The organism is Geodermatophilus sp. URMC 64 (genome assembly GCF_053502555.1).
This window is the reverse complement of record NZ_CP199955.1, coordinates 3,860,251-3,886,727: the sequence shown is the minus strand read 5'-3', so window position 1 is coordinate 3,886,727 and position 26,477 is coordinate 3,860,251. Positions and strand designations below refer to the sequence as shown.

Below are 26,477 nucleotides of genomic sequence, written 5' to 3'. Positions count from 1 at the left end.
ACGGGGTGGGCGACATGCGACTCGACCGCGTCGAGATCAAGGTGACCCTCGGTGAGGGGATCGAGGCCGCCGTCGCCGCTCTGGGCCTGCCGTCCGGCCGGCCGCAGTGGCGGATCCACTTCTGCGAGGACGTCGCGGCGGGCACGTCGCCCGCCACACCGCTGCTGGACGCGGGCGTGATCCTCCGGGCGCGGGACAAGCCGGACGGCAAGGATGACGTGACCGTCAAGCTCCGGCCGGGCCGCCGGTCCCAGCTGACCGACCACTGGCTCGCCGCGACCAAGGGCGAGGACTGGGACCTCAAGATCGAGGCGGACTGGGCCGGGGATCACCGGACGTTGGCGGTGTCGCACTCCGCCGACCGCCACGAGGGCCTCGTCGCCGAGGTGGCTGCGGGACGGCGCGACGTCGAGGACCTCTTCCTGGCCGACCAGCTGGACTTCCTCCGGGACTGCGCCCCGGTGCGGATCAACGTCGGAGCGCTCACGGTGCTGCCACCGGTCCTGGCGACGCGGTGGGGCTCGGTGGACGGCGCACCGCCCGGGCTCGACCTGCGGGCCGAGAGGTGGACCGTCGGGGCGCTCGACTTCCTGGAGCTCTCCGCCGTCGCCGACCTGGACGAGGCCGTGGGCACGCAGGAGGCGCTCGCGGCCCACCTCGCCTCGCTGGGCCTCGCGCCGGCGCGGGATCAGGAACCCAAGACGCGGCAGGTGGTCAGGCTCCTCGTCCAGCAGGCCCTGGGGACCTCCTGACCGTGGACGAGACGTGCCTCAGGAGAGGTGCAGCGGGCGCCCCTGCTCGACCGACTCCACGTCGGGATCGGCCGCAGCGGAGGCGAGGTCGGCCTCCCCGGCGTCGGCGGTGAACATGAGGTCGTCCACGCGGGTCCGCAGCGCGAAGCCCTCCGGTACGTAGCCGGGCTTCCGCACCTTGACGATGACCCGGCTCCGACCGGCGCCCGGGGCATTCCGCGGCCGGCCGGCCGAGCCCTCGTCGAATCGCAGCGGTTCGGGCACACGGTCAGGCTACGACCGGGCTGTCGCCTTGGCGACGGGTCAGAGTCGCGCGATCATCCCCGACGCGCTGACCCGGCCGGCGCCGTACCGGTCGTCCCACACGCCGGCCGGAGGTGGCGCCGACCGGGCGGTCTCCACGACGATGCTGCGGATCTCGTCGACGTCCAGCGACCGGTTCTGCGCCGCGGCCTCGGCCAGCAGGAGTGCCACGCACCCGGTCACGGCCGGGCTCGCCATGCTGGTGCCGGATTTCCGCGTCGTTCCGGTCTTCGACAGGGAAGCGGCCGCGACGACATCGTGTCCGGGGGCCGAGACCTCCGGCTTCTCCCGCCCGTCCCGGGTCGGGCCGGCGCTGGAGAACCAGGAGAGCGGTCTCGCCGGCTTGTGCGCGTCGTACGAGCCGACCACGATCGATTTCTGCCCGCACGAGATCGAGCCGATCGTGTGCGAGTTGTCCAGCGGCTCCTCGAACGTGGACTGGCCGTCGTCGTCCCGCTCCGCCCAGGCGTGGAAGGGAACCTCCGTTCCGTCCGCGCTGGTCAGTCGGAGCACCCACCGCCCGGACGACACGACCGGGGCGAGGAAGACCCCGATGGTGTTGTCCCCGTTGTTCGGGTCCCCGAGGCGGTTCGCCGCGAACAGCACCACCTGGCCGCCCTGGGAGGCCGTGCTGCTCTGGCCGGGCGCGAGGCTGCCCACGCTCTGGCCGTCCGGGGCGACGATCTCCAGGGCGAGCCGGCGATCCCCGGGGTACCACAACTCCAGCTCGTTCTCGGTCTGGTCACCCGGCGCGATCAGCCACGCGAGGTCGAGCGAACCCCCGGCCGGCACCGTGCCGGCGGCGTGGATGCCGTCGGCGAACGAGTTGGACGCGGCGATGCAGACCGCCCGATCAGGTGCCTGGGTGAGCAGGCGGTCGATGCCCTGCTCCACGAGCGTGGTGCCATCGTGCGGTCCGCCGTTGGTGCCCAGGCTGATGTTGACCACGCAGGGCTGGGTCCCGACCTCCTGGAAGATGTAGACCAGCGCCTCCAGCAGCTGGACCGAGTCACCGAAGTTGCTGCCCACGACCGACGCCCCCTCCCAGGGGATGTCGGTGTTCGCCACGTCGACGAAGAGCAGCTCGGCGAAGGGCGCGACGCCGGGGACGCCGGTTCCCGCTCCATTGCCCGCAGCGATGTCCATGACGTGGGTCCCGTGCGCGTTCGGCTCGGGGGAGTAGTTCAGTGCCGCGTACGGGTCGCCGCTGTCGAGCGCGGCGTTGATGTCGGCCGCCAGATGCACGTCGCCGTAGGCGAACCCCGGCTCACCGGAGCCGGTGCCGTTCTGGTTCCAGAGCTTGCGCAGCCGGGTGTGGCCGTCGACGTCCAGGAAGTTGTGGTGTGCGAAATCGCAGCCGATGTCGACGATGCCGATCACGGCTCCTGCACCCTGCGCGGAGCCGGGCGGCAGGTCCTGCGGTCGCGCACCGATCTCCCCGACCGTGGCGTGGAGTTGTTTCGACAGCCGCTGAGCGGCCTTGAGGCTGACGACGAAGGGCTGCCTGCGGACATGGTCGACCCGCGCCAGGGGCACCCGCGCCGTGACGATCGTCGTCCCGTCGTCGGCCGTGGCACCCACCTGAACGCCGGGTGTCACCTCCGACATCGCCACGAAGTCGTCCACCGCCGTCACCTTCGCGACCACGGCGACCTCGTCGGCCGCCGTGCTGGAGGTCGCGGGCTTGGAGTTGCCGTGCTGGCGCCAGGCCAGCAGCCGCTGCAGCCGGACGTCCATGGTCGCGGGCTCCGCGCCTCCCGGGCCGGTCAGCGGTGTGAAGGTGAAGCCATCGGCAGCGGTGCGGTCGGTCGGGCCCGGCAGGTCCGTGGTCATCGCGTGACATCCCCTCGGTCACGGTGCGCCGCGGTCCGGATGGCGCCGGCCGGCCCTGCGCCGGCCGCGCATCTCCCAAGCAAGGAGCGCCCGTCGTCCCGGCACGCTAGGCAGCCGGGCGTCACGTGGGCATCACCCCCGCGTCTCCTCGCGTGGGTGCCGCAGAGCGGGAGGACTGGGCCGTGACCTGGCAGAGTCGTGCGCCGTGACGGATGACCTGCCCCTGCTCGGATTCGGCCTGCCGGTGTCCGGGGACTGGGCCACGCCGGCGAACATGCGTCGCACCGCCCGTCGCGCCGAGGAGCTCGGGTACGCGTCGCTGTGGAGCTTCCAGCGCGTGCTCTACCCCGCCAGCGGCAAGCTCGACGCGGCGTACCGCACGGTGCACGACCCGCTCATCTCGCTCGCGCACGTCGCCGGGCACACCGACCGGATCCGGCTGGGGACGGCGACCATCTGCGCGCCGTACACCGCACCCGCGCTGCTCGCGAAGGCGCTGACGTCGATCGACGTGCTCTCCGGGGGCCGGCTCACCGTGGGGCTCGGGATCGGCTGGCTGCGGCAGGAGTACGCCGCCGCCGGCGTGCCTTTCGAGCGCCGCGGCGCACGGATGGACGAGTACCTGCGCTGCCTCACCGCCCTCTGGACGCAGGACCCGGTCGAGTTCGCCGGCGAGTTCTACACCGTCCCGCGCTCGCACCAGAGCCCCCCGCCCGTGCAGCGACCGCATCCCCCGGTGCTGCTCGGCGGCGCGGCCGAGCCGGCACTGCGCCGCGCCGGGCGGCTCGCCCAGGGCTGGATCAGCAGCAGCCGGCACGACCTCACCCGCATCGGCGCGGACATCGAGACGGTGCGCGACGGCGCCCGCGAGGCCGGCCGCGACCCGGAGGCCCTGCGCTTCGTCGTCCGCGGCCTCGTCGACCTCCTCGACGACGACCCCGGCGGGCAGCGGCGGCCACTCCAGGGGACGCGCGAGCAGGTGCTCGACGACCTCGCCGCGCTGCACGCGCAGGGCGTCACCGAGGTCTTCCTCGACCTCAACTTCTCGCCCCGGGTCGTCGCCCCCGACGTCGACCCGGACGCGGCACTCGCGTACGCGGACCGCGTCCTCGACGCGTTCGCGCCCGTTACCCGGCGTCCACCTTCGGCATGATCTCCTCCTTGAGACGCTTGAGGTCGTCGAGCGTCTTGGAGACCGGCACGTCCTGGAACGGCGGCCAGAGGAGGGGCATCGTCAGCCCCGCCTCCTGGTAGCGCTTGAGCATGTCGGTGATCTGCGCGACGGTCCCGGCCAGCAGGTTCGTCCCCTTGCCCCGCGGCGTCTGGTCGGTCTCCTCGTCGGTGATGACGAACCAGATCATGCTGGAGATCTCGAGGTCGTCGATCGACCTCCCGTGCTGCTCCTCCAGCTCGCGCGCGATGGCACCCCGCCACTCCTGGAGCTCCTCGGGCGTGTCCTGGATGCCGATCCAGCCCGCCAGGCCGTACTTCGCGACGCGGTTGGCCGCACGCTTGGGGTCCCGGAGCCCGCTGAAGTAGATCGGCGGGGTCGGCTTCTGCAGCGGCTTGACGCCGAAGCCGCAGCGGTCGAAGTCGGCGAACTCCCCGTGGTACTCGAACAGGTCGTTCGTCCAGATGCCCTGCATGATCTCGATCGTTTCCCGCACGTGCGCGTGCCGCTTCGGGAAGATGTGCGAGGCGCTGGCCGCGGCGAACTCCTCGGGCATCCAGCCCGCCCCCACGCCGACGTTGAGCCGGCCGTTGCAGAGGTGGTCGACGGTGGCGAGCTCCGCGGCGAGGACGCCGGGCGCGCGGTACGGCGTGTCGGTGATGCTCATCCCGATCCGCACCTTCGTCGTCTTGGCCGCGAGCCACGGGATCAGCGGCCAGCCCTGGTACCACTGACCGCGGGACGACACCGGCAGCGCCTTCGGGAACTCCACCATCATGCCGAACGAGTACTGCAGCTCCCCGCGGTCGGAGGCCTCGGGGACGACGATCCGGTCCAGGGTCCAGACCGAGTCGAAGTCGAGCTCCTCGGCCAGGCTGGTGAGGTCCTCGAGCTCCTGGACAGTCACCTTGTCCCGGAAATTCGGCAGGTAGAGGGCGAGCTTCATGGCGGGATGTCCTTCCCGAGCGGTCGCGGACCTCGACGGCCGACGCTGCGTCGGGTGGCACCTCCGAGCCATCCGACTCGCCTGCCGAGGCGGACCGTAACAGCTCCTGGGACGGGGGTCGCCCTCCTCAGGCGTCGGCCGCCAGGAGCCGATCGCGCAGCTCCCGCTTGAGGACCTTGCCGTAGTTGTTCATCGGGAGTGCGTCGACGAACCGGTAGTCCTTGGGGCGCTTGTACCGGGCGATGTGCTGCAGGCACGTCCGGTCGAGGTCCTCGACCGGCGGCGGCGCGGTGCCGTCAGTGGCCACCAGGAAGGCGACCACCGCCTCGCCCCAGTCCGGGTCGGGCCGGCCGACGACGGCGGCGGCCCGGACGCCGGGGTGGCGGAGCAGTGCCTCCTCCACCTCGCGGGGGTAGATGTTCATCCCGCCGCTGATGATCAGGTCCTTGGACCGGTCCCGGAGCGTGAGGTACCCGTCGGCGTCGAAGCTGCCGACGTCGCCGGTGTGCAGCCAGCCGCCGCGCAGCGTCTCGGCCGTGGCGTCGGGCTGGTTCCAGTAGCCGGCCATGACGACGTCGCCCCGGACCACCACCTCGCCGAGCTCGCCGGCGGGGAGCTCCCGGTCCGCGCCGTCGACGACGCGGACCTCGACGTCGGTGCGGGGAAAGCCGACGCTCTGCAGGCGCTCCCGCCACCGGGGGTGGTCCCGCTCGGCGTGGTCGGCCTTGGACAGGCCGGTGATCGTCATCGGCGACTCGCCCTGCCCGTAGATCTGGGCCAGGCGGGGACCGAAGACGCCGAGGGCGTCCTCCAGGTCGGCCAGGTACATCGGCGCGCCGCCGTAGATGATCGTCTTGAGGTGGGACAGGTCAGCGGCGGCGACGGCGCGGTCGCCCGCCAGGCGCTTCACCATGGTGGGAGCGGCGAACAGCGACATGCCCGGCCACCGGTCCAGGAGGGCGGCGATCTCGTCGCCGTCGACACCACCGGAGTGCGGCACGACGCTCACCGCTCCCCGGGCCACGTGCGGCAGCCCGTACAGACCCGAGCCGTGCGACAGCGGTGCGGCGTGCAGGATGCAGTCCTGCGGCATCACCTGGTCGATGTCGGCGAAGTAGCTGAGCGACGCCAAGAGCAGGTTGCGGTGCGTGAGCGTCGCTCCCTTGGGCCGTCCCGTGGTGCCGCTGGTGTAGAAGAGCCAGGCCGCATCTGCCGGCTGCCGGTCGACGAGCGGCGTCGGCGGCGACCCCGTGAGCCGGTCCCACCGCGGTCCGGGCGCCGGCACCGCCGCCCGCAGCGCATCCACGGTGCCGACCAGCGGCTCGACGTCCTCGGCGTGCTCGTCGTCGGTCACGACGACCGCCGACCCGCTGTGGCCGAGGATGTAGCCGATCTCGTCGCGGTGGAGCCGGGCGTTGACCGGCACGGCGACGAGACCGGCGTGCCAGATGGCGAACAGCGCCTCGAGGTACTCGGGCCGGTTGCGCATCACGATGGCGACCCGGTCGCCCGGTGACAGCCCGAAGCTCTCCCGCAGGCCGGCGGCCGCGCCGGCCGTCCGGGCGGCGAACGCCCGCCAGCTCGCGTGCACCCGGTCACCGTCTGCCAGGGCCGGGGCGTCCGGCCGACGCCGGCCCTGCCGCTCCACCCACACGGCTACGTTCATCGCACCACCCAACTGCTGAGTGACAGCGAGTCGCGGGCGCCCAGGCGCCCGGGTAAGCGTAGGCCCGATGAGGCTCACCGAGACCGAGGCGCGGACGCGGCTCGCCGCGCACGACCACGGGGTCCTGTGCACGGTGCATTCCGAGCGCGGCGTCGACGCGGTGCCCGTCGTGTACGTGGTGGACGACGACGGCTGGGTGGGCGTGCCCGTCGATCGGGTCAAGCCGAAGTCGTCGTCGCGGCTGCAGCGGGAGCGGAACCTGGAGACCGACCCGCGGGCCGCGCTGCTGGTGGAGCACTGGGACCCCGACGACTGGTCACGGCTGTGGTGGGTGCGAGCCGAGCTGCGCTGGCAGGGTGACGCCGTGGCCGCCCGGGCGGCGGATCTCGCCGCCAGGCTGGAGCACGCCTACCCGCAGTACCGGGACCAGCCCTTCTCGCGGGTGCTGGTGCTCCGTGTCGTCGGCGTGACGGGATGGGCCGGCGGCCAGTGACCGTCGGTCAGTTCTCGAGGCCTGACAACTCCGCGGAGAAGTCGGTCGCGAAGCGCTCCCACGAGCCGGGATGGGAGGCCGGCCGCACCACGAACTTGCTGACGCCCGCTTCCACGTAGCGGGACACCAGCTCGCGTGCGCCGGCCCATCCGAGCGCGACCAACTCGAGGGGATCGACGTCGGGGCGTCGGGCGACCGTCTCCGCGAGCACCTTCTCGGCGGCGTCGTCGAGGACGACGCGCAGCGACATCCCGTAGTGGTCGGGCTCGATGGCCCGGCCCGCTTCCGCGGCCGCCGCGGCGATGGTCGAGACGGCGGCCGAGGACTCATCCGGGGTGAGCATGCTGCCGAGCCATCCGTCCGCGAGCCGCCCCACCCGGCGCAGCGCACCGGCGGCCGACCCGCCGAGCCAGAGGTCCAGCGGGCGCGACGGCAGCGGCCCGATGCTCATCTCGTCGACGGCGAAGAACTCGCCGTGGAAGGTCACGGTGGGCTGCTCCAGCAGGAGCCGGACGAGCAGCATCGCTTCGTCGAGGACGGCGCCGCGACGCCCGCCCGGAACGGGGAACAGGACCCGGTCCGCGGGGCGGAACGGCTGCAGCCCGAAGACCGGCAGGATCCGGCGCGGCGCCAGCCACGCGAGCGACGCGACCTGCTTGGCCACCAGGGCGGGGTGCCGGCCCGGGAGGACGGTCACCGAGGTCCCGACCTTCAAGCGGGTGGTCCGGGCTGCGGCGTGCGCGAGCCCGATCATCGGCTCCACCTGCGCCGACTGAATCTGCTCGGAGAGCCACAGGGAGTCGATCCCGGCGTCCTCGACCCGTTCCACCACGGTGGCGAAGTCGTCGTCCGGGTGCAGCGGGCTCAGGCCGAGCCCGATCCGGATCTTCATGTCGTCTCCGTTTCGCTGCCCATGGACTCGGGACCGATGGCGCGACCGCCAGAGGTCGTGAGGAGAATCGTCCGACATGCGCCGAGCTCTGTTGCTGGAGAACGTCGACCCGGTGGCGGTGGAGCTGCTGTCCTCGGCCGGCTACGAGGTGGACTGCCGCCGGGGAGCGCTGGACGAGGCCGACCTGGCCGCCGCGCTGGACGGTGTCGAGCTGCTGGGCATCCGGTCGAAGACGCAGGTGACCGCGGACGTCGTGAAGCGGAATCCGGGGCTGGCGGCGGTGGGCGCCTTCTGCATCGGCACGAACCAGATCGACCTGGTCGCGGCGGCGGCGGCCGGGGTGGCGGTGTTCAACGCGCCGTACTCCAACACCCGCAGCGTCGTCGAGCTGGCGATCGCGGAGATCATCAGCCTGGCCCGGCGGCTCAACGACCGGGACCGCGCGCTGCACGCAGGGATCTGGGACAAGTCGGCGACCGGCAGCCACGAGATCCGGGGCCGGACGCTGGGCATCGTCGGCTACGGCAACATCGGCAGCCAGCTGTCGGTGGTGGCCGAGGCCCTGGGCATGCGCGTGCTGTTCTACGACCTGGAGGACAAGCTCGCCCTGGGCAACGCCGAGGCCTGCGGCAGCCTGGAGGAGCTGCTGGAACGCGCGGAGACGGTGACGCTGCACGTCGACGGCCGCGCCGGGAACGCGGGTCTGTTCGGCGCCGAGCAGTTCGCGAGGATGCGCCGGCGCAGCCTGTTCCTCAACCTCTCCCGCGGGTTCGTCGTCGACCACGAGGCGCTGCGCGAGCACATCGAGAGCGGTCACATCGCGGGCGCGGCCATCGACGTGTTCCCCGACGAACCGAAGGAGCAGGGCGACGCGTTCCACTCCGTGCTCCGCGGGCTGCCCAACGTCATCCTCACCCCGCACGTCGGCGGATCGACCAAGGAGGCGCAGTACGACATCGGGCGGTTCGTCGCCGGCAAGCTGGTCGACTACGCCCGCACGGGGACGACGACGCTGAGCGTCAACCTGCCCGCGGTCGCGCTGCACGGATCCTCGGCGGCCCGGTTCGCGCTGCTGCACCACAACGTGCCGGGCGTGCTGGCCCGGGCCGACGCGCTGATCGGCGAGCACGGGCTCAACGTGGACGGTCAGGTGCTGGCCACCCGCGGACAGCTGGGCTACGTCGTGACCGACGTCAACGGCGAGCCGCCCCCGGCCCTGCTGACGGCGCTCCGGGCGCTGCCCGAGACCGTCCGCCTCACGACGTTCGCGGGGAGCCGCTGAGGCAGGCTACGCGCGGTCGGCCGGCATCGCGCCGTAGCGTGTCACTGACACGTCGCAGTCGCGCATCGCACCCGTGGGGGAGGCCAGGTGGGAGGCCGGACGCCCGAGCCCGACGGCAGCGGCGAGGCCGGGCGGCAGGCCACCTCGCTGGCCGCGGAGCTGGCGGCCACCTCGGCCGGCGTCGGAACCTTCACCTGGGACCTCGACACCGGTGCGTTCGACTGGGACGACCGGCTGCTCGCTCTGTTCGGCTACGACCGGCGGATCCACGGGTCGCAGGACGTCGCAGCCTTCGAGTCCCGCCTGCATCCCGAGGATCTCACCCGGCTCCGGCGGCTGGTGCGGACGGCGATCGACACGTGCGGCGACTTCGACGCGCTGTGCCGGATCCGGGGAGTGCACGGCGAGACACGGTGGATCTCGGCGCGCGGGCGGGCCGTGTGCGGCGCTCACGGCGGGGCGACGCGGCTGCTCGCCGCGGCCCGGGACGTCACGGCCGAGCGCACCCGCGAGCCCACCATCGGGCGCGTGCCAGGGAGCATCGCCGTCGATGCCGCGACCGCCCGGCTGCGCCTGATACTGCAGGTCGGCGCCGAGCTCGCCGGCACGATGGACGCCACCGTGGTTGCCGAACGGCTGCCGCGCCTCGTCGTCCCCGCGCTCGCCGACGGCTGCGTCGTGACCGTCATCGACGCCCGGGGCGTCCCCGACGCTGTGGGCAGCTGGCACGCCGACCCTGCCCGCCGCGCCCCGCTGGCCGAGTACGCGAGGGAGCGCCGCGGTGTCCTGGCGGGCATCTCGGGGCTGCAGCCGTCGTGGCACACCGGCGCCCGCGCCGTGACGAGCGGAGCCGAGGCGCTCGAGGACCTCCCGCAGGGCCGGGCGCGGGAGCTGTTCGCGGCGCTGGCCCCGGCCTCGGTAATGGTCGTGCCGATGCGCGCGGGCGGTCGCATCCTGGGCGTGCTGACCCTGTTCTACGACTCCGGCGAACCGGACGCCGAGGGCACGGCGACAGCGCAGGAGATCGCCGACCGCGCCGGGCTGTCGCTGGGCCAGGCCCGGCTGTACGACCAGCAGCACCAGGTCGCGGAGCAGCTCCAGCGCAGCATGCTCACGGCTCCGCAGCAGCCCAAGGGCGCCGAGATCGCCGTCCGGTATCTGCCGGCGACCGAGGCCGCCGCCGTCGGCGGGGACTGGTACGACGCGTTCCCGCTGGCCGATGGCTCCACGATGCTCGTCATCGGGGATGTCACGGGTCACGACACCGCCGCGGCGGCCACGATGGGGCAGCTGCGCAGCCTGCTGCGCGGGATCGCCACCACGCTCGACGAGGCCACGCCGGCCGCGGTGCTGACCAAGCTCGACCGGGCGATGCGGCTGCTGGACATTGACACGCTGGCCACCGCGGCCGTCGTGCGGCTCGAGCGAGCCCCGGACGGCGGGTCCGTGCTGCGGTGGTCGTCGGCCGGGCACCTGCCACCCGCCGTCCTGAGCCCGGCCGGCGACTCCCGCTGGCTGACCGGCGTCCCCGGACCGATGCTCGGCCTCGGCCTGGGGCATCCCCGGCACGACGCCGTCGCGGAGGTCGAGCCCGGCAGCACCGTGCTGCTCTACACCGACGGGCTCGTCGAGCGCCGTCACGTCGGTCTGGACGCCGGGCTGGCCCGGCTGCAGGAGGCGCTGTCCGGGCTCGCCGACCGGCCGCCGACGCAGCTGTGCGACGAGCTCCTGCGACGGCTCGTCCCGGGCCACCCGGTCGACGACGTCGCCGTGCTCGCCGTCCGCCTGCACCCGCACGACGCGAGCGGTTGACCCGCGGACGCCGATCCTCGTCCCATCCGGCACTCCCTGCCCCTAGCGTCGGCACCGACCTACCGGAGGACGACGGGAAGGGGAGATCCCATGACCGGTACGACCACACTCACGCGCGAGCGGGCCGACCTGATCGAGTCGCTGCGGCGGCACCGGGCCTTCCTGCGCTTCACGGTCCGCGACCTGACCGACGAGCAGGCGCTGCGGCGGCCGACCGCCAGCGCACTCAACCTGGCCGGGCTGATCAAGCACGTGGCAGCCACGGAGTCCGGCTGGGTGCGGTTCGCCGAGGGCGGCGCCGAGGCGATGCACCGCAACTGGGGTCCCGACGCCGTGGCCCGGCACTGGCACCTCGCGCCCGGGGAGACGCTGGCAGGGGTGCTGTCCGACTACGAGGCGGTGGCCAGGCACACCGATGAGCTCGTCGCCACCCTCCCGGACCTCGACGCCGAGCACGTGCTGCCAGAGGCACCGTGGTTCGAGCCGGGCGCCCGCTGGTCGGCCCGACGGGTCTTCCTGCACGTCATCGCCGAGACCGCTCAGCACGCCGGTCACGCCGACATCCTGCGGGAATCGATCGACGGCCAGAAGACGATGGGCTGACACCGGTCTGATGCTCGTCGTCCACGTGCACGTGCGGGTCAGGCCGGAGCACCTCGAGGCGTTCCTGGAGGAGTCCCGGCGCAACGCGTCGGCCTCGCTGCAGGAGCCCGGCGTCCGCCGCTTCGACGTGTTGCGCGACGAGGCCGACGCCGGGCACGTGGTCCTCAACGAGGTGTACGTGGACCAGTCGGCGGCCGACGCGCACAAGCAGACGGCGCACTACGCGCGCTGGCGCGACGCGGTCGCCGGGATGATGGCCGCGCCGCGCACCTCGGCGCGCTTCACCACCGCCTTTCCCGGGGACGACGGCTGGTGAGCAGCTTCGACCTGGCCGTTCCGCGACGGGTGCTGTTCGGGCCGGGCCGCGCCGCCGAGCTCCCGGAGCTGCTGGCCGGCCTGGGGCGGCGGGTGCTGCTGTGCACGGGCGCGAACCCGGCACGCCACCGCCACCTGCTGGGCGAGGTCGACCCGGTCGCCGTGGTGACCGTCGCGCACGAGCCGACGGTCGGCGACGTCCGGGCCGCGACCGGCGAGGCGCGCAGCGCCGACACCGACGTGGTCGTCGCGATCGGCGGGGGCAGCGTGCTGGACCTGGGCAAGGCGGTCGCGGTGCTGCTCGGCAACGGGACCGATCCGCTCGACCACCTGGAGGTGGTGGGCCGCGGCAGGCCCATCGGGCGGCCGGCCGTGCCCTTCGTCGCGGTGCCCACCACGGCGGGCACCGGGGCCGAGGCGACCGCCAACGCCGTGCTCAGCTCGCCGGAGCACGGCCTCAAGGCGAGCATCCGCAGCCCGCACCTGCTGGCGGCGGTCGCCCTGGTCGACCCGCTGCTCACGCTCACCTGCCCGCCGGCAGTGACCGCCGGCAGCGGGCTCGACGCGCTGACCCAGTGCCTGGAACCGTACGTCTCGCCACGGGCCAACCCGGCGACCGACGCCGTGGCGGCCGAGGGGCTGCGGCGCGGTGCGCGGGCGCTGCGGCGCGCCTACGAGCACGGCGACGACCCCTCGGCGCGCGAGGAGATGGCGCTGTGCAGCCTCTTCGGCGGCATCGCGCTGGCCAACGCCAAGCTGGGGGCGGTGCACGGCGTCGCGGGCGTCGTCGGCGGCATGGTCGACGCACCGCACGGCGCGGTCTGCGCGGTCCTCCTGGCACCGGTGGTCGAGGCGAACCTGCGAGCGCTGCGCGAGCGGGAGCCGGGCTCCGCCGGACTCCGCCGCTACGCCGAGGTCGCCCGGATGCTGACCGGACGGGACGACGCCACCGTCGAGGACGCCGTGGCCTGGCTGCGCGAGACCGTCGCCGCGCTGGACGTGCCACCCCTGGCGGCGGTGGGCCTGCGGCCGGCGCACCACGCCGAGGTCGCCGAGAAGGCGGCCCGCTCCAGCAGCATGCAGGGCAACCCCGTGCGGCTCACCGCGGAGGAGCTGGTCCGGGTGCTCGACGCAGCGGCGTGACCCCGTCGGCGGCAGATGAGGCCCCGTCGTCAGCGCTGCCGGCTCCGGTACCGGCCCGGCGTGACGCCCAGCCGCTTCTTGAACTCGCGGGTCATGTGCGACTGATCCGCGAAGCCGCACCCGGCAGCGACGTCGGGGAGCGGGATGTCGGTGCGTTCCAGCATCGTGCGGGCCCGCTCCACTCGCTGTCGGAGGACGAACCCGTGCGGCGTCGTGCCGCTGGTCTCCCGGAACTTGCGGGCGAAGGAGAACCGGCTCAACCCGGTGACCCCGGCCAGATCGTCGAGGGAGATCGTCTCGGCGAGGTGCTCGTGGACGTAGTCGCGAACCGCACGTTCCTGTCCGAGGCTGAGGCCGCCGGTCCCGCTGCACTCGCGGAACAGCACGTGCGCGTGGTTCCTCAGGACGTGCACGGCGAGCTGGCAGGACAGGGAGTCGACCATGAGCTTGCTGCCGGCAGCGCCCTCCGCGGCCTCGTGCGCGATCTGCATGACCGTGCGGTGGACGGCCGGGTCGGAGGCCTTGACGGCATCGTGCAGCTCGACGTCCTCGACCTCCCGTTCGTACATCTGCCGGCACGTCGTGGCGAGCTCGTCCCGGGTCAGGTAGGCGTGGACGACCTCGATGTCCCGTGGCCACACCCAGTGGGACTCCGTGGCGCGGGTGAGCAGGGAGACGTCGCCCGGGACGACGTCCTCCGCCGTCCACCTGCCATCGATGCACCGGCGCATGGGGGTGGATCCCCGCCGGTAGGCGACGATCGTGTAGTCCCGGAGCCCGGGCACGAGGACGTCGGACGGCCCGTAGCGGTACCCGCGGACCGACAGCCGGTCCCATCCCACGTCGGGGCTGTGCACGGTGAGCTGCCCGGGTACCCAGGAGGGGACCTCGTCGGGGGCGATCAACCGCTGGGTCATCGGTAGGCCTCCGGATGCGCGTCCGCGTCGACGCCGATGCCTTTCGAGCGTAGGGCCGGGGACGGCGGCGCGCAGACGCGGCCCGGCCGGGCCTCCGCACGTTTGTTCAACGCCGTGCTCGCTGCGTTCAAGCCCGCGCGGCCCCTCGGCCGTCATCGTCTCGGTATGCCGCCGGAGCGGGTCGGTACCGCCGGCTCCTCCCGGGCACTCGATCGAGCCAACCGCGGCCGGCGGCGGTCGCGGACCACCGAAGGGGGAGCCGTGCACACCGAGGTCTACGAGGTCGCCATCCTGGGCGCCGGCCTGGCCGGGCTGGGGATGGGCATGAAGCTGAAGATGGCCGGCGAGGAGTCCTTCGTCATCCTGGAGAAGGAGGACCGGGTCGGCGGCACCTGGCGGGACAACAGCTATCCCGGCGCCAGCTGCGACGTGCAGTCGCACCTGTACTGGTTCTCCTTCGACGAGCAGCCGGACTGGAGCCAGGTCTACGCGATGCAGCCGGAGATCCAGGCCAACATCGAGCGGCTCGTGGCCCGGCAGGGCCTCAACCACCACATCAGGTTGAACGCCGAGGTCACCGAGGCGGTGTGGCTGGAGGACAGCGGGCTGTGGCTGATCACCACGCTCAGCGGTGAGCAGGTCCGCGCCCGCGCCTTCGTCGCGGCCTGGGGGCAGCTCAACCGCCCGAGCTTCAAGGGCATCGAGGGGCGAGAGCACTTCGACGGCGTCTCCTGGCACTCCGCCCGCTGGCGGCACGACGTCGACCTGACCGGCAAGCGGGTCGCCAGCATCGGCAACGGGGCCAGCGCCGTGCAGTTCATCCCCGAGGTCGCCGAGGCCGCCGGCCACCTGACGGTGTTCCAGCGCACGCCCAACTACGTCGTCCCCCGCCTGGACCGGCCCTACACCGAGGAGGAGCGGCGGGAGTTCCTGGACGACCCGGCGAAGCTGCGCGAGAGCCGCGACGCCTTCTACTGGGAGCACGAGGGCTGGATCGGCGCCATGAAGCTCGAGGACAACCCGGTGGCCGAGGAGTTCACCCGGGTCGCCCGCGAGCACCTGGAGGCGCAGATCCCCGACCCGGAGCTACGGGAGAAGCTCTGGCCGAAGTACCCGATCGGCTGCAAGCGGCTGCTGATCGCCGACACCTTCTACCCGGCGCTCATGCGGGACGACGTGGAGCTAGTCACCGAGGGGATCGAGCGCATCGAACCCCAGGGCGTCCGGACGGCGGACGGCCGGCTGCACGACATGGACGTGATCATCTACGCCACCGGGTTCGAGACGCTGTCGTTCATCGGCCACGTCGAGATCATCGGCCGCTCCCCGAAGAGCTGGCCGCCCCGGCGCGGCGAGGGCGTCTCGCTCCGGGACGCGTGGCGGGAGGCCCCGGAGGCCTACCTGGGGATGACGGTGTCCGGGTTCCCCAACCTGTTCATCCTCTACGGACCGAACACCAACCTCGGACACAACTCGATCATCGCGATGCTCGAGTGCCAGTTCGACTACGTGCTCCGGGCGCTCGAGGTGGGCAAGCAGAAGAGCGCGGCGCTGGACCTGCGCCCCGAGGTCCTCGAGCACTACAACGCGCAGCTGCAGGACGAGCTGCGGCAGAGCTCCTTCGCCGGCAACTGCAACAGCTGGTACAAGACCCCGGACGGCCGCATCACCAACAACTGGTCGGGCAGTGTCGAGGACTACCGGAAGCGCACCGCGGAGCTCGCCGTCGAGGACTACGAACTGGTGCCCGCCGCCGGCTGAGGACCCGGGGGCCGTGCCGGAGCCGGGCTCCGGATCGCTACCGCGGCGCCGCCCCGCGGCCCTACTGTCCGAGACCGGAGCCCGCATCGTCGGGGTGGCCCGGTCACGGGGAGAGGACGGCGCATGCCCGAGCACGACGTGGTGGTCCGGGGCGGCACGGTGGTGGACGGGACCGGGGCGCCGCGCCGGACGGCGGACGTCGCGATCACCGGCGACCGCATCACCGAGGTAGGGCGGGTCGCCGGCCGCGGGCGGCGGGAGATCGACGCCGAGGGCGCCGTGGTCGCACCGGGCTTCGTCGACATCCACACCCACTACGACGGCCAGGCGACCTGGGACTCGCGGCTGCAGCCCTCGGCCTGGCACGGGGTCACCTCGGTGGTGGCCGGCAACTGCGGAGTCGGGTTCGCCCCGGTCGTGCCGGCCCACCACCAGCGGCTGATCGACCTCATGGAGGGCATCGAGGACATCCCCGGCACCGCCCTGCACGAGGGGCTGCCCTGGAACTGGGAGTCCTACGAGGAGTACCTCGACGTCCTCGGCGGACGGCGGTTCGACCTGGACATCGGCACCCAGGTGCCGCACGCCGCGCTGCGCGTGCACGTCATGGGCGAGCGGGCGGTGGCCGGCGGCGCGGCGACGGGGGAGGAGGTCGCCGAGATGAGCCGCCTCGCGGCGGCCGCGGTCGAGGCCGGCGCGCTGGGCTTCTCCACCTCGCGGACGCTGAACCACAAGAGCGTGGACGGCGAGCTGACGCCGTCCTACGACGCGGGCCTCGACGAGCTGGTCGCGATCGCGACCGCGGTGGGCGCCACCGGCCGTGGCGTACTGCAGCTGGTCACCGACTTCCTCGACGTCGACGTGGACCTCGACATCATGCGGCGGATGGTGCAGGCGTCCGGCCGGCCGCTGTCGGCGTCGCTGGTGCAGACCCACTTCGACCCGTCCGGCTACCGCACGGTGCTCGAGCGTCTCGCCGAGGCCCAGGCCGCCGGCCTGCCGATGCGGGCGCAGGTGGCCGCGCGCGGTGTCGGGCTGGTCATGGGTCTGGAGCTCACCCTGCACCCGTTCATGACCAACCCGGTCTGGCAGGAGCTGGCCGGCCTCCCGCTCGCCGAGCAGGCCGCCCGGCTGGCCCGGCCGGAGACGAAGGCGGCCGTGCTGGCCGCCCAGACGCGGGAGAAGAAGACCGCCCTGATCGGCGGCCGGCTGATCGACAAGTACCACCTGATGTACGAGCTGTCCGATCCGCCGGACTACGAGCCGGACCCGGCCGACTCGCTCGCCGAGCGGGCCCGCCGCGAGGGCCGCGAGCCCGCCGACCTCGCCTACGACGTGCTGCTGGCCGACGGCGGTCGCGGCCTGATCTACGTCATGACGGCCAACTGGGAGGACCGCAGCCTCGAGCCGGTGCGCGAGATGCTCGAGCACCCGTGCACGCTGCCCGGCCTGTCCGATGGTGGCGCCCACGTCGGCTCGATCTGCGACGGCTCGTTCCCGACGACGCTGCTGCAGCACTGGGCCCGGGACCGCGGGACCGGCACCCTGGGCCTGGAGTTCCTCGTCCAGCGGCAGTGCCGCGACACGGCCGCCGCTGTCGGGCTGGCCGACCGCGGCGTGCTCGCCCCGGGCTACCGCGCCGACCTCACCGTCATCGACCTCGAGCGGCTGCGGCTGCGGCGGCCGGAGGTGCACCACGATCTGCCCGGCGGGGGACGGCGGCTGCTGCAGCGGGCCGAGGGCTACCGGCACACGTTCGTCCGGGGCGTCGAGACCTACACCGACGGGGAGGAGACCGGCGAGCTGCCCGGCCGGCTCATCCGCGGCCCGCAGGCGGTCCCGGCGTGAGCGTGCCGGCTCGACCGGCCGCACCCTCCGGCGCCGGGACGTGCTTGGCGCGCAGGTACTCGCCGACCGACTTGCCGATCTGATCCACGCGGAGGTTGGACGACCCGCCCGTGCCCAGCAGCCCCTTGAGGACGAAGTGGACGGCACGCAGGTGCGGGAACTCGTGGCGGACGACGGTGCAGTCCTTGGCCTCCGGCATCAGTGCGAGCAGTCCGTCGGTCGACAGCGTGCTGCGTAGCCACTCCCAGTGGGCCGGGTCCGGCACCCAGAGTCCGACGTTGGAGTTGCCGCCCTTGTCGCCGGCGCGCGCATGGACGAGCGTGCCGAGTTCGATCCGCTGCCCGCTGGTCGACCGGGCGGGGGACGGTTCCGGGCACGGGGCCTGCGCCAGCTCCTCGGGTGTGGCCCAGCGGGAGGGGAGCGGAGCGGCGCGCACGGTGCCGTCGTCGAGGACGGCGCGGTGGGCGAGCACCTCCGCCTCCAGCAGCGCCGGCCAGTAGTCGATCCGCGGCCAGGGTTCCCGCGCCTGCTGGGCATGGCCGTCGTGGTGGAAGCCGGGAAACCCCTGCAGGTACAGGCCGGCGACCGCCGGTGCGAAGCCCCGCAGCTGCTCGGGGCTGCGGCCGGTCGCGATCACGCGGATCGGGACCGTGGCCTCCCACTGCGTCGCCGGGTCGACCGCCGCGGTGCCCAGCGGTGTGACGTCGAGCTGGTCGACCACCCCGTCGAGGTGCAGGCCCAACTGCTCGCGGAGCAGCGCCACCTTCTCCGCGACCTGTGGCGAGGTGCAGAAGAGCATCGTCGAGATCTCGTAGCCGATCTGGGCGAACACCGCCACCTTCGCCGTCGGCGGCGGCGGTGATCCGGTGACCGGGCCGATCGCGACCCGATCGGGCCCGACCTGGGTCAGCCGCACGGTGTCGAGGTGCACGGTGGCGTCGGGGTTGAGGTAGCGCGGCCCCTGGATCTCGTACAGCAGCTGGGCGGTGACCGTGTCGACCGTGACCATGCCGCCGTCGCGGGCGTGCTTGGTGATCGCGCTGCTGCCGTCGGCGGCCACCTCGGCGATCGGGAAGCCCGGGCGGGCCATCCCGGGGACGGTGAGGAAGCCGGAGAAGTTGCCGCCGGTGGCGTGGGCGCCGCACTCGATCACGTGCCCTGCGACGACCGCGCCGGCGAGCGCGTCGACGTCGTCCGGGGTCCAGCCGTGCCACCAGGCAGCCGGGCCCACGGTCAGCGAGGCGTCGGTGACCCGCCCGGTGATGACGATGTCGGCGCCGGCCCGCAGCGCCTCCGCGATGCCGAACCCGCCGAGGTAGGCGTTGGCCGCGATCGGCTCCTCGCCCCAGTCCTTCAACGGGGCGTCGGTGTCGAGGTTCTCCAGCGCGTGGCCCTCGGCGTGCAGCTCGCCGAGCCGGTCGATGAGGTTGTCGCCCTCCACGTGCGCCACCCGCAGCGACAGCCCCGCCTCGGCGACCATGGCCCGCACCGCCCCCGCCATGCGATCGGGCGCGAAACCGCCGGCGTTGCTGATCACCTTGATCCCGCGCTCGGCGATCGTGGTCAGGTGCGGCTGGAGTTGCCGGAGGAAGTAGCCCACGTAGCCACCGCGCTCCGGATGCTGCCGGAAGCCGGTCGCCAGCCCGGCCAGCGTGACCTCGGCCAGGTAGTCACCCATGAGGACGTCGACCGGATCCCCGGCGAGGGCCTCCTCGATCGCGGTGAACCGGTCGCCGAGGTAGCCGGAGAAGTTGGCGATCCGGACGGCGCGGTCGCTCACGAGTGCCTCCCTGGTCAACCGGGCGGTGGTCGAGCAAGGGCCGCGGCGGTGCGGGCCCGTCGCCGCAGAGTGGCCCGCTTTGCCGTTGACGTCAATGTCGGATCAGGATCCGAGCCAACCGAGGCATGGCGACGACGACGCCGACGGCGGTCACCGGGACGGCTGCCCCGCATCCGGCTGAAAAACCGGTTGCCCCACACGGGTAGACGGCGACGAGATCGTCGTCCTGCAGGCGGGCTGCCACTACGGACGCGACGTCGTCCGGGCCGGGACGAACCCTGCTACGCGCGGCTCTTGTGCCCGGTCCTGCCCGCTGACAGCGTCTCCGGTGGGAAGCCGATGCCGAGCCGCAGGGGGAGATCATGGTCAAGCGGGTGCTGATCGCCGGGGCGAGCGGACTGGTGGGTGCGGCCACCGTGGACGCCTTCCTGGAGGAGGACTGGGACGTCGTCGCCGTCTCGCGACGCCGGCCCGAGGTGTTCTCCGACCGTCCGTTCACGCATCTGCCCGTCGATCTACAGGACGAGGCGGCGTGCAAGGCGGCCTTCGCCGGCATCGGCGACGTCAGCCATGTGGTCTATGCCGCGGTCTTCGAGAAGCCCGGCCTGATCGCCGGCTGGACCGAGCAGGACCAGATGCAGACGAACCTGGCGATGCTGGAGCACCTCATCGAGCCGCTGGCCGGTGACTCGGCGCTGGAGCACGTGACGCTGCTGCAGGGGACGAAGGCCTACGGGATCCACCTGCACCCGATGCGCATCCCCGCCAGGGAACGGCAGCCGCGCGACCAGCACGAGAACTTCTACTGGCTGCAGGAGGACTACCTCAAGGAGAAGGCCACCGAGCGGGGCCTGCGGTACACGATCTTCCGGCCGCAGCTGATCGTGGGGCCGAACTACGGCGTGGTGATGAACCTCCCGCCGGTCATCGGCGCCTACGCGGCCATCTGCCGGGAGGAGGGACGCCCGTTCAGCTTCCCCGGCGGGGTGCCCTACGTGTGGGAGGCGGTGGACACCCGGCTGGTCGCGCACGCCATCCGCTGGGCGGCCACCGCTCCGCAGGCCGATGCCCAGCACTTCAACCTCACCAACGGTGAGGTCTTCTCGTGGCGGGACCTGTGGCCGGCGATGGCCGAGGTGCTCGGTGTCGAGGTGGGTCCGGACGAGCCGCTCAGCCTCGCCGAGTTCCTCCCGGCTCGGGCCGAGGTGTGGGACCGGATCGTGCAGCGGCACGAGCTGCGCCCGATCTCGATGCCGGAACTGCTCGGCGAATCGCACCACTACGCCGACTTCTGCTTCGCCTACGGCGCCACCGAGCTACCGCCGCCGGCCTTCGTCAGCACGGTGAAGATCAAGCAGGCCGGGTTCTGCGAGACGTACGACACCGAGGAGTCGTTCTGCTACTGGCTGCGGGTGCTGCAGGAGCGCAAGGTGCTGCCGCCGGCGCAGTGACCGGAACTCCTCGACGCGCGCCGATCGACCGACGGGCCCCCGGGGTAACCCTGCGGAGCGCGGACCCGCATCCATCGACCCCGGGAGTTCCCATGCGCCGTCCACTCGTCCCTGCCACCGTCGCGCTGTCGCTCGGCGTGTCGCTGCTCGGCGTGCCCGCGGCCGCCGCCGACGACCGGCACGGCGACCGGCCCGACGTCTACCTGCTGGACGGCGACGAGGGCGTGTCGAAGTTCGAGGGCATCGGCGTGGACCCGGCCGAGCGGACCTTCTACGTCAGCGAGACCACCGGCGGCGAGATCCACCGCGGCGACGTCCGCACCGGGGAGACCGAGGTGTGGCTGGACGAGGGCGCGGACGGGCGCACCACCGCCCGCGGCATCACCACCGACCACCGCGGCCGGGTCTACATCGCCGGCGGGCCCAACGGGATCGACACCGACCGACCCGACCTGTGGATCTACGCCGCCGACGGCGACCTCCTCGCGGCCCTCGACGTCGGCGTGGAGAACGCCTTCCTCAACGACGTGACCATCGGCCCCGACGGCGCGGCGTACTTCACCAACTCCAACGCCCCGCAGATCTTCCGGGTCGGCCGCGAGCACGGCGAGTGGCAGGTGAGCCTGTGGGCGGACGCCACCGCCACCATCGCCACGCAGGAGGGGTTCAACCTCGGCGGCATCGTGGTGTCGCCCGACGAGTGTGCCCTCGTCGTCGCCCAGGGGAACACCGGAATCCTGTGGCGCTTCGACCTGCGCACGCGGGAGGCCACCCGGATCGACACCGGTGACGTCGACCTGACCGACGCCGACGGCCTCGTGCTGCGGGGATCGACGCTGATCGTGATCCGCAACCAGGCCCGTGTGATCACCACGCTGCACCTCGACCGGGACGCCGACGCCGCCCGGCTCCTGCGCGAGACCCCTACCGACCCGGACCGCGTCTTCACCACCGGCAAGGAGGCCCGCGGGCGCCTGCTGCTGGTCGACAGCCGGTTCGACGAGCAGGCACCCACCGCCCCGTTCGAGGTGGTCGCCCAGCGGCTGCCCTGGTGAGCCGGGCGGGTCGCGGCACGGCCGGGCCGGGTGACAGCACCCGGCCGGGCCGGCGCCGCGTCCGTGCTCAGTGACGGAAGCGGTCGGGGAACTGGCTCATGATCCCCGAGCTGAGCAGGTCGGCCATCTCGAGGATGTGGTGGTGGATCTCCTCGTAGCCGGCGACGCTGCCCGCGTAGTCGCCCGTCAGCTCCGCCGACGCCTCGACCAGCGTCTGGTCGAGGTGGGTCTTCATGGCGTCGCGCAGCAGGTCGGCGGCCCAGAAGCGGGGGTTGGCGGCGGCCAGGAACTCCGCGATCTGATCGGCGTTGGCGTACCAGCGGGCGTTGGCGTCGTCGAACGCCGCGGTGTCGCCCGCCTTCGCGGCCGTCAGGAGTTCCACGGCGATGGTGATGTGGTCGTGCAGCAGCGCGGTCAGCTGGTCGGCGGCGGCCGGGCCGTAGAACGGCTCGACGGCGTCACCGATGTCCACCTGGTTCTGCAGCAGCCGGGCAGCCGTGGCGTCGAAGCCGGCCGACCCGTCGGCGAAGGTGACGATCGCCAGCCGTGTCCAGGTGATGTGGTCCTCCCAGAGCGTGCGCATCTGGTCGTGGAAGGCGACCTGCGCCGCCGTCGGCAGCCCGGAGGCGTGGTCGTGGCCGTGACCGGGCCCCGGCGCGGCGTCCGCCTGCCGGCCGGCGGTGAGCGCGACCAGCAGTCCGCACAGCAGCGCCGCGATGAGCAGGGTGATCGCCACGGGGCGGCGGCGGGACACCGGGAGGGTCGTCATGACACGTCCTTTCGGTCGAGGCCGGAACCGGGTGCCGGGCGTCGGCGGTGCTCGTCCTCGGACGGGTGGCCGTGCAGGCCCAGGATCCGTTCCGGCCTCGGCAGCGAGGCCGCGCCGCTGTCCAGCCAGGCAGCGGCGGAGGCGTGGGCCCGCCGGGCCAGCACGGCCGCGTGGCGGAAGTCGACCGCCGAGATGCGCAGCGGGCACAGCGGCGGGAGGACGACGAGGTCGACCCGGTCGGCGTACAGCGCGACGTCGGCGATGAGCCGCTGCTGCACGAGCAGGGTCAGGGCCTGGACGGCGACCGCGAGCGGCCGGGTGGGCGGTGACGGGAGCGCGCAGGCGTAGCCGGTCGGCAGCACGTAGACCCGGTCGGCGCCGAGGGCGACCGCCTGCGAGATGGCCGCGTTGTCGGCCAGTCCGCCGTCGATGAGGGTCCGCCCGTCCCGCTGCACCGGCGGCAGGACGGCAGGGACGGCGCTGCTGGCCAGGACGGCGCTGAGCACGTCCCCGTCGGAGAGCAGCACCTCCTCGCCGGACAGCAGGTCGGTGGCCACGAGGTGCACCGGGATGGGGGCGTCCTGCAGGCTCGCCAGCGCCACGTGCCGCCGCACCAGGCGTTCCAGGCCGTCGTGCGCGCACAGCGAGTCGCGGGCGCCGGCCAGCGCGAGCAGCATCTGCGGCGCCCGCACCGGGAAGACGTCGTCCCGCCGCAGCCCGACCCAGGTGGCGGCGAGCCGGTCGAGCGCGGCAGGCCCGGTTCCGTGCGCCGCGACGAAGACGGCGTTGAGCGCCCCGGCGGACGTGCCCACGAGCAGGTCCGGGGTGATCCTCCGCTCGGCCAGCGCCCGCAGCATGCCGACCTGGACCGCGCCGAGGCTGCCGCCGCCGGACAGGACGAACGCCGTCGTCATCGCCGGTGACCTGCTCGCGCTCCCACGTCTGATTGGTGTCGGCGCGGGCGGACTTCTTACCCCGCGCGCGTGGAACCCCCCGGAGGCGGGCAGATCCGCCCTGTCGTCGTGGAGGGCGCCATGGTCTCCGAATCAGCCGTGTCCGCCGTCCTCGCCGGTCTGCGCACCACGAGGCCGTGGCAGGAAGAGCTGTACCGCGACGTCCACGAGCACCCCGAGCTCTCGCACCAGGAGACACGGACGGCAGGCCTGGTGGCCGGTCGGCTCCGGAGTGCGGGGTTCGAGGTGCACGAGCGGGTGGGCGGGACCGGCGTCGTCGGCGTCCTGCGCAACGGGGACGGCGCGACGGTGCTGCTGCGGGCGGACATGGACGCGCTGCCGGTGCGCGAGCAGACCGGTCTGGCCTACGCCAGCGAGGTCACCGCCACCGACGCCGACGGCAACGAGCTGCCCGTGATGCACGCCTGCGCCCACGACATGCACGTGGCGTGCCTGGCCGGGGCCGCGCAGCTGTTCGCCGACGCCCGGGAGCACTGGAGCGGAACGCTGATCGCGTTGTTCCAGCCGGCCGAGGAGGTCGGTGACGGCGCGCGGCGGATGGTCGGGTCCGGGCTCGCCGAGCTGATCCCGGCTCCGCAGGTGGCCCTGGGACAGCACGTGCTGCCGCTGCCGGCCGGGCGGGTGGGCACGCTCGCCGGCCCGGCGCTGAGCACCGCGGACAGCATGCGCATCGTCGTGCACGGGCGTGGGGCGCACGGCTCGATGCCCCAGGCCGCGATCGACCCCGTGGTCCTGGCCGCGATGATCGTCGTCCGGCTGCAGACCGTCGTCTCCCGCGAGGTCGCCCCCGGGGAGACGGCCGTGCTGACGGTCGGCAGCCTCCAGGCCGGGACGAAGAGCAACGTCATCCCCGACTCCGCCACGCTGCAGCTCAACATCCGCACGTTCAGCGACTCGACCCGCACGACGATCCTGATGGCCGTCCGGCGGATCGTGACCGCGGAGTGCCAGGCCTCCGGCTGCCCGAAGGAGCCGGAGTTCGAGCTGTTCGACCACTTCCCGCTGACCGACAACGACCCGCCGACCACCGAGCGGGTGGCCGAGGCGTTCGCGGACTTCTTCGGCGAGCGGGCCGCCCCGGCCGGCCCGCAGTCGGCCAGCGAGGACTTCAGCGACATCCCGGACGCGCTGGGCGTGCCCTACACCTACTGGTTCGTCGGCGGGATCGACGCCGCGGTCTACGACGCCGCCGAGCAGGCGGGCCGGATCGCCCAGGACATCCCGGTCAACCACTCCGCCCGCTTCGCCCCGGTCCTCCAGCCGACGCTGGACACCGGCACCCAGGCGCTCGTCGTCGGCGCGCTGGCCTGGCTGGCCCCCTAGGGATCGCCGCCGGGCCCAGTTCCGGGCGGTCTCCGGGGCGTCGGCGCGTTGAGGTCGAAACGGACGCCGACCATCCGGATGCCGAAGCAGAGCGCGGCCGCGGCCAGCGCGGAGGCCAGGCCGTAGCCGTCGAGCACCGTGACCACCACCGTGGCCGTGGCGCCGACCAGGGCCGGGATGGCGTAGAGGCCGCTGCGCAGCACCGAGGGGATCTCCCGGACCAGGACGTCGCGGAGGGTTCCACCGCCCACGCCGGTGACCGCGCCCAGGATGACCGCCTGCGCGGGGCCCAGCCCCAGGTCGAGCGCCTTGCTGGCGCCGGTGACCGCGAACAGGCTCAGGCCCGCGGCGTCCAGCACGGTGATCGGGGTGTTCAGCCGCTCCAGGTGGCGGCCGAAGAGGAAGGCGACGAGACCGCCGCCGGCCGCGACGGCGAGGTAGCGCCAGTCGCTGAAGGTGGCCGGCGGGAGGCTGTCGAGCAGGACGTCGCGGATGATCCCGCCACCGAGCGCGGTGATCATGCCGAGGGTGACGACGCCGACGATGTCCAGCCGGGTCACCCGCAGTGCGGTCAGCGCGCCGTTGAGGGCGAACGCGAACGTGCCGGCGAGGTCCAGCGCGAGGAGCAGCAGCGCCTCCGAACCCATCCCGCGGTTCTACCAGGGCTCGGCGGCCGGACCGCCCTCCTCCGAGCGTCCTCCGACGCTGTCGCGCGCCGGCCGGGAGGCCGACGTCCGGCGTTGTGCGGCATCTGCGCTCCTTCCCGTGGAATTGCCGGGGATCGGCAAGGCCAGCCTGCCCCATCCGACCGGGCAGGCACGTGGCCGGAGGCGCTGTCGTCGGCATGGTGAGTCGGCAAGGAGTGGCCGTGCTGAACGATTCGGAGCCGCAGGTCCCGCTACTGGCCGCTGCTGAGCAGCCGCCCCCCGGGGCGGCGCGCCGACGGGCGACGTGGGCCGGTTCGTGGCCGCCCGGTCGTCCGCGGGGTCCGCGGCTGCGGGCGGTCGCGCTCGGCCGGGTCGACGGCCACGACATCGGTCAGACCGCTGAGGCGCAGCGGGCGGAGCACGGCGCGCCGGCCGCCGGTGCGGATCACCAGCCGGGCGCCGCGCATCCGGCAGCGGCGGTCCGCCTGCGCCAGCACCGTGACCCCGGCCGCGCCGAGGAACGTCACCTGCCCCAGGTGGACGACCAGTTCACGGACGCCGGGCTGGCGCGCCTGGGACTGCAGGCAGACGTCCAGCGCGGGGGCGGTGTAGGCGTCGACCTCGCCGACGACCTCGACGACCACCCGACCCGGCCGCGGGTCGGGAAGGGTGGTCACCGACAGCAGCGGACCGGGGCCGGGAGCGGAGCGGCGGGCGGTGGGGTGCAGCACGGGGGTTGCT

The 26,477-nt window shown here is 73.2% G+C and carries 24 protein-coding genes; 13 read left to right on the top strand and 11 right to left on the bottom strand.

Going from position 1 to position 26,477, the window contains the following annotated elements:
- Positions 1–14: 14 nt before the first annotated feature.
- On the top strand, positions 15–752 hold the full coding sequence (locus ACWIYF_RS18925) for a hypothetical protein (protein WP_448624378.1): 738 nt from the start codon (positions 15–17) through the stop codon (positions 750–752).
- A gap of 18 nt (positions 753–770) precedes the next feature.
- Here ACWIYF_RS18925 and ACWIYF_RS18920 read toward each other — a convergent pair whose 3' ends face one another.
- Together ACWIYF_RS18920 and ACWIYF_RS18915 are read right to left on the bottom strand one after the other, a co-directional pair.
- Entirely contained in the window at positions 771–1,016 is a 246-nt protein-coding gene (locus tag ACWIYF_RS18920; protein ID WP_448624377.1) for a hypothetical protein, read from the bottom strand.
- Positions 1,017–1,055: 39 nt separating this feature from the next.
- Entirely contained in the window at positions 1,056–2,888 is a 1,833-nt protein-coding gene (locus ACWIYF_RS18915; protein WP_448624376.1) for a S8 family serine peptidase, read from the bottom strand.
- Positions 2,889–3,093: 205 nt separating this feature from the next.
- Between ACWIYF_RS18915 and ACWIYF_RS18910 the strand changes: the two genes are divergently transcribed.
- Entirely contained in the window at positions 3,094–4,041 is a 948-nt protein-coding gene (locus tag ACWIYF_RS18910) for a TIGR03619 family F420-dependent LLM class oxidoreductase (protein WP_448624375.1), read from the top strand.
- Here ACWIYF_RS18910 and ACWIYF_RS18905 read toward each other — a convergent pair.
- Both ACWIYF_RS18905 and ACWIYF_RS18900 read right to left on the bottom strand, forming a co-directional pair.
- On the bottom strand, positions 4,016–5,005 hold the full coding sequence (locus ACWIYF_RS18905) for an LLM class flavin-dependent oxidoreductase (protein ID WP_448624374.1): 990 nt from the start codon (positions 5,003–5,005) through the stop codon (positions 4,016–4,018). The genes ACWIYF_RS18910 and ACWIYF_RS18905 overlap by 26 nt on opposite strands.
- Positions 5,006–5,132: 127 nt before the next feature.
- Positions 5,133–6,671, bottom strand: coding sequence for an AMP-binding protein (locus ACWIYF_RS18900; RefSeq protein WP_448624373.1), 1,539 nt, complete (start codon positions 6,669–6,671; stop codon positions 5,133–5,135).
- 67 nt (positions 6,672–6,738) lie between these two features.
- Between ACWIYF_RS18900 and ACWIYF_RS18895 the strand changes: the two genes are divergently transcribed.
- Complete coding sequence (locus ACWIYF_RS18895; protein ID WP_448624372.1) at positions 6,739–7,164, top strand: TIGR03668 family PPOX class F420-dependent oxidoreductase; 426 nt, start codon at positions 6,739–6,741, stop codon at positions 7,162–7,164.
- Positions 7,165–7,171: 7 nt separating this feature from the next.
- On the opposite strand, the gene ACWIYF_RS18890 is transcribed toward ACWIYF_RS18895, so the two are convergent.
- Positions 7,172–8,056, bottom strand: a complete 885-nt coding sequence (locus tag ACWIYF_RS18890; protein WP_448624371.1) for a TIGR03854 family LLM class F420-dependent oxidoreductase — start codon at positions 8,054–8,056, stop codon at positions 7,172–7,174.
- 76 nt (positions 8,057–8,132) lie between these two features.
- On the opposite strand from ACWIYF_RS18890, the gene serA reads away from it, so the two are divergent.
- The 5 genes from serA (at position 8,133) to ACWIYF_RS18865 (ending at position 13,211) form a co-directional block, all read left to right on the top strand.
- On the top strand, positions 8,133–9,338 hold the full coding sequence (gene serA / locus ACWIYF_RS18885; RefSeq protein ID WP_448624370.1) for a phosphoglycerate dehydrogenase: 1,206 nt from the start codon (positions 8,133–8,135) through the stop codon (positions 9,336–9,338).
- 87 nt (positions 9,339–9,425) lie between these two features.
- Positions 9,426–11,150, top strand: a complete 1,725-nt coding sequence (locus tag ACWIYF_RS18880; RefSeq protein WP_448624369.1) for a SpoIIE family protein phosphatase — start codon at positions 9,426–9,428, stop codon at positions 11,148–11,150.
- Positions 11,151–11,240: 90 nt separating this feature from the next.
- Positions 11,241–11,753 carry a DinB family protein gene (locus tag ACWIYF_RS18875; protein ID WP_448624368.1) on the top strand — a complete coding sequence of 171 codons (513 nt, stop codon included), beginning with the start codon at positions 11,241–11,243 and terminating at the stop codon, positions 11,751–11,753.
- A gap of 10 nt (positions 11,754–11,763) precedes the next feature.
- Positions 11,764–12,069, top strand: a complete 306-nt coding sequence (locus ACWIYF_RS18870) for a putative quinol monooxygenase (protein ID WP_448624367.1) — start codon at positions 11,764–11,766, stop codon at positions 12,067–12,069.
- A complete protein-coding gene (locus ACWIYF_RS18865) occupies positions 12,066–13,211 on the top strand; it encodes an iron-containing alcohol dehydrogenase (RefSeq protein ID WP_448624366.1) in 1,146 nt (381 codons plus the stop codon). The genes ACWIYF_RS18870 and ACWIYF_RS18865 overlap by 4 nt, the downstream gene beginning before the upstream one ends.
- A 29-nt stretch (positions 13,212–13,240) precedes the next feature.
- Here the strand turns inward: ACWIYF_RS18865 and ACWIYF_RS18860 are convergent, their stop codons facing one another.
- Positions 13,241–14,128, bottom strand: a complete 888-nt coding sequence (locus ACWIYF_RS18860; protein ID WP_448624365.1) for a helix-turn-helix domain-containing protein — start codon at positions 14,126–14,128, stop codon at positions 13,241–13,243.
- Positions 14,129–14,389: 261 nt separating this feature from the next.
- Here ACWIYF_RS18860 and ACWIYF_RS18855 point away from each other — a divergent pair, with 261 nt between their 5' ends.
- Both ACWIYF_RS18855 and ACWIYF_RS18850 read left to right on the top strand, forming a co-directional pair.
- Positions 14,390–15,889: a flavin-containing monooxygenase gene (locus ACWIYF_RS18855; RefSeq protein ID WP_448624364.1), complete on the top strand. Its 1,500-nt coding sequence runs from the start codon at positions 14,390–14,392 to the stop codon at positions 15,887–15,889.
- A 123-nt stretch (positions 15,890–16,012) separates the two neighbouring features.
- On the top strand, positions 16,013–17,737 hold the full coding sequence (locus ACWIYF_RS18850) for an N-acyl-D-amino-acid deacylase family protein (protein ID WP_448624363.1): 1,725 nt from the start codon (positions 16,013–16,015) through the stop codon (positions 17,735–17,737).
- Here the strand turns inward: ACWIYF_RS18850 and ACWIYF_RS18845 are convergent.
- A complete protein-coding gene (locus tag ACWIYF_RS18845; RefSeq protein ID WP_448624362.1) occupies positions 17,706–19,517 on the bottom strand; it encodes an acyclic terpene utilization AtuA family protein in 1,812 nt (603 codons plus the stop codon). The two genes, ACWIYF_RS18850 and ACWIYF_RS18845, sit on opposite strands and share 32 nt — an antisense overlap.
- A gap of 362 nt (positions 19,518–19,879) precedes the next feature.
- On the opposite strand from ACWIYF_RS18845, the gene ACWIYF_RS18840 reads away from it, so the two are divergent.
- Positions 19,880–20,968 (top strand): SDR family oxidoreductase, encoded by a 1,089-nt coding sequence (locus ACWIYF_RS18840; protein WP_448624361.1) that lies wholly within the window; start codon positions 19,880–19,882, stop codon positions 20,966–20,968.
- A gap of 92 nt (positions 20,969–21,060) precedes the next feature.
- Positions 21,061–22,023 (top strand): SMP-30/gluconolactonase/LRE family protein, encoded by a 963-nt coding sequence (locus tag ACWIYF_RS18835; protein ID WP_448624360.1) that lies wholly within the window; start codon positions 21,061–21,063, stop codon positions 22,021–22,023.
- A gap of 67 nt (positions 22,024–22,090) precedes the next feature.
- Here ACWIYF_RS18835 and ACWIYF_RS18830 read toward each other — a convergent pair whose 3' ends face one another.
- Both ACWIYF_RS18830 and ACWIYF_RS18825 read right to left on the bottom strand, forming a co-directional pair.
- A complete protein-coding gene (locus ACWIYF_RS18830) occupies positions 22,091–22,792 on the bottom strand; it encodes a hypothetical protein (RefSeq protein WP_448624359.1) in 702 nt (233 codons plus the stop codon).
- Positions 22,789–23,706 carry a patatin-like phospholipase family protein gene (locus tag ACWIYF_RS18825; protein ID WP_448624358.1) on the bottom strand — a complete coding sequence of 306 codons (918 nt, stop codon included), beginning with the start codon at positions 23,704–23,706 and terminating at the stop codon, positions 22,789–22,791. The genes ACWIYF_RS18830 and ACWIYF_RS18825 overlap by 4 nt, the downstream gene beginning before the upstream one ends.
- A gap of 69 nt (positions 23,707–23,775) precedes the next feature.
- Here ACWIYF_RS18825 and ACWIYF_RS18820 point away from each other — a divergent pair, with 69 nt between their 5' ends.
- On the top strand, positions 23,776–25,089 hold the full coding sequence (locus tag ACWIYF_RS18820; RefSeq protein WP_448624357.1) for an amidohydrolase: 1,314 nt from the start codon (positions 23,776–23,778) through the stop codon (positions 25,087–25,089).
- Here the strand turns inward: ACWIYF_RS18820 and ACWIYF_RS18815 are convergent.
- Both ACWIYF_RS18815 and ACWIYF_RS18810 read right to left on the bottom strand, forming a co-directional pair.
- Positions 25,086–25,736, bottom strand: coding sequence for a trimeric intracellular cation channel family protein (locus ACWIYF_RS18815; protein WP_448624356.1), 651 nt, complete (start codon positions 25,734–25,736; stop codon positions 25,086–25,088). The two genes, ACWIYF_RS18820 and ACWIYF_RS18815, sit on opposite strands and share 4 nt — an antisense overlap.
- A 251-nt stretch (positions 25,737–25,987) precedes the next feature.
- Positions 25,988–26,467, bottom strand: coding sequence for an STAS domain-containing protein (locus tag ACWIYF_RS18810; protein WP_448624355.1), 480 nt, complete (start codon positions 26,465–26,467; stop codon positions 25,988–25,990).
- Between the last annotated feature and the right edge of the window lie 10 nt (positions 26,468–26,477).

Coding starts and splice junctions, on each gene's coding strand:
- ACWIYF_RS18925 (WP_448624378.1), top strand. CDS start 15: ATGCGACTCGACCGCGTCGAGATCAAGGTGACCCTCGGTGAGGGGATC.
- ACWIYF_RS18915 (WP_448624376.1), bottom strand. CDS start 2,888: ATGACCACGGACCTGCCGGGCCCGACCGACCGCACCGCTGCCGATGGC.
- ACWIYF_RS18905 (WP_448624374.1), bottom strand. CDS start 5,005: ATGAAGCTCGCCCTCTACCTGCCGAATTTCCGGGACAAGGTGACTGTC.
- ACWIYF_RS18900 (WP_448624373.1), bottom strand. CDS start 6,671: ATGAACGTAGCCGTGTGGGTGGAGCGGCAGGGCCGGCGTCGGCCGGAC.
- ACWIYF_RS18895 (WP_448624372.1), top strand. CDS start 6,739: ATGAGGCTCACCGAGACCGAGGCGCGGACGCGGCTCGCCGCGCACGAC.
- ACWIYF_RS18890 (WP_448624371.1), bottom strand. CDS start 8,056: ATGAAGATCCGGATCGGGCTCGGCCTGAGCCCGCTGCACCCGGACGAC.
- serA (WP_448624370.1), top strand. CDS start 8,133: ATGCGCCGAGCTCTGTTGCTGGAGAACGTCGACCCGGTGGCGGTGGAG.
- ACWIYF_RS18875 (WP_448624368.1), top strand. CDS start 11,241: ATGACCGGTACGACCACACTCACGCGCGAGCGGGCCGACCTGATCGAG.
- ACWIYF_RS18870 (WP_448624367.1), top strand. CDS start 11,764: ATGCTCGTCGTCCACGTGCACGTGCGGGTCAGGCCGGAGCACCTCGAG.
- ACWIYF_RS18860 (WP_448624365.1), bottom strand. CDS start 14,128: ATGACCCAGCGGTTGATCGCCCCCGACGAGGTCCCCTCCTGGGTACCC.
- ACWIYF_RS18850 (WP_448624363.1), top strand. CDS start 16,013: ATGCCCGAGCACGACGTGGTGGTCCGGGGCGGCACGGTGGTGGACGGG.
- ACWIYF_RS18840 (WP_448624361.1), top strand. CDS start 19,880: ATGGTCAAGCGGGTGCTGATCGCCGGGGCGAGCGGACTGGTGGGTGCG.
- ACWIYF_RS18835 (WP_448624360.1), top strand. CDS start 21,061: ATGCGCCGTCCACTCGTCCCTGCCACCGTCGCGCTGTCGCTCGGCGTG.
- ACWIYF_RS18830 (WP_448624359.1), bottom strand. CDS start 22,792: ATGACGACCCTCCCGGTGTCCCGCCGCCGCCCCGTGGCGATCACCCTG.
- ACWIYF_RS18825 (WP_448624358.1), bottom strand. CDS start 23,706: ATGACGACGGCGTTCGTCCTGTCCGGCGGCGGCAGCCTCGGCGCGGTC.
- ACWIYF_RS18815 (WP_448624356.1), bottom strand. CDS start 25,736: ATGGGTTCGGAGGCGCTGCTGCTCCTCGCGCTGGACCTCGCCGGCACG.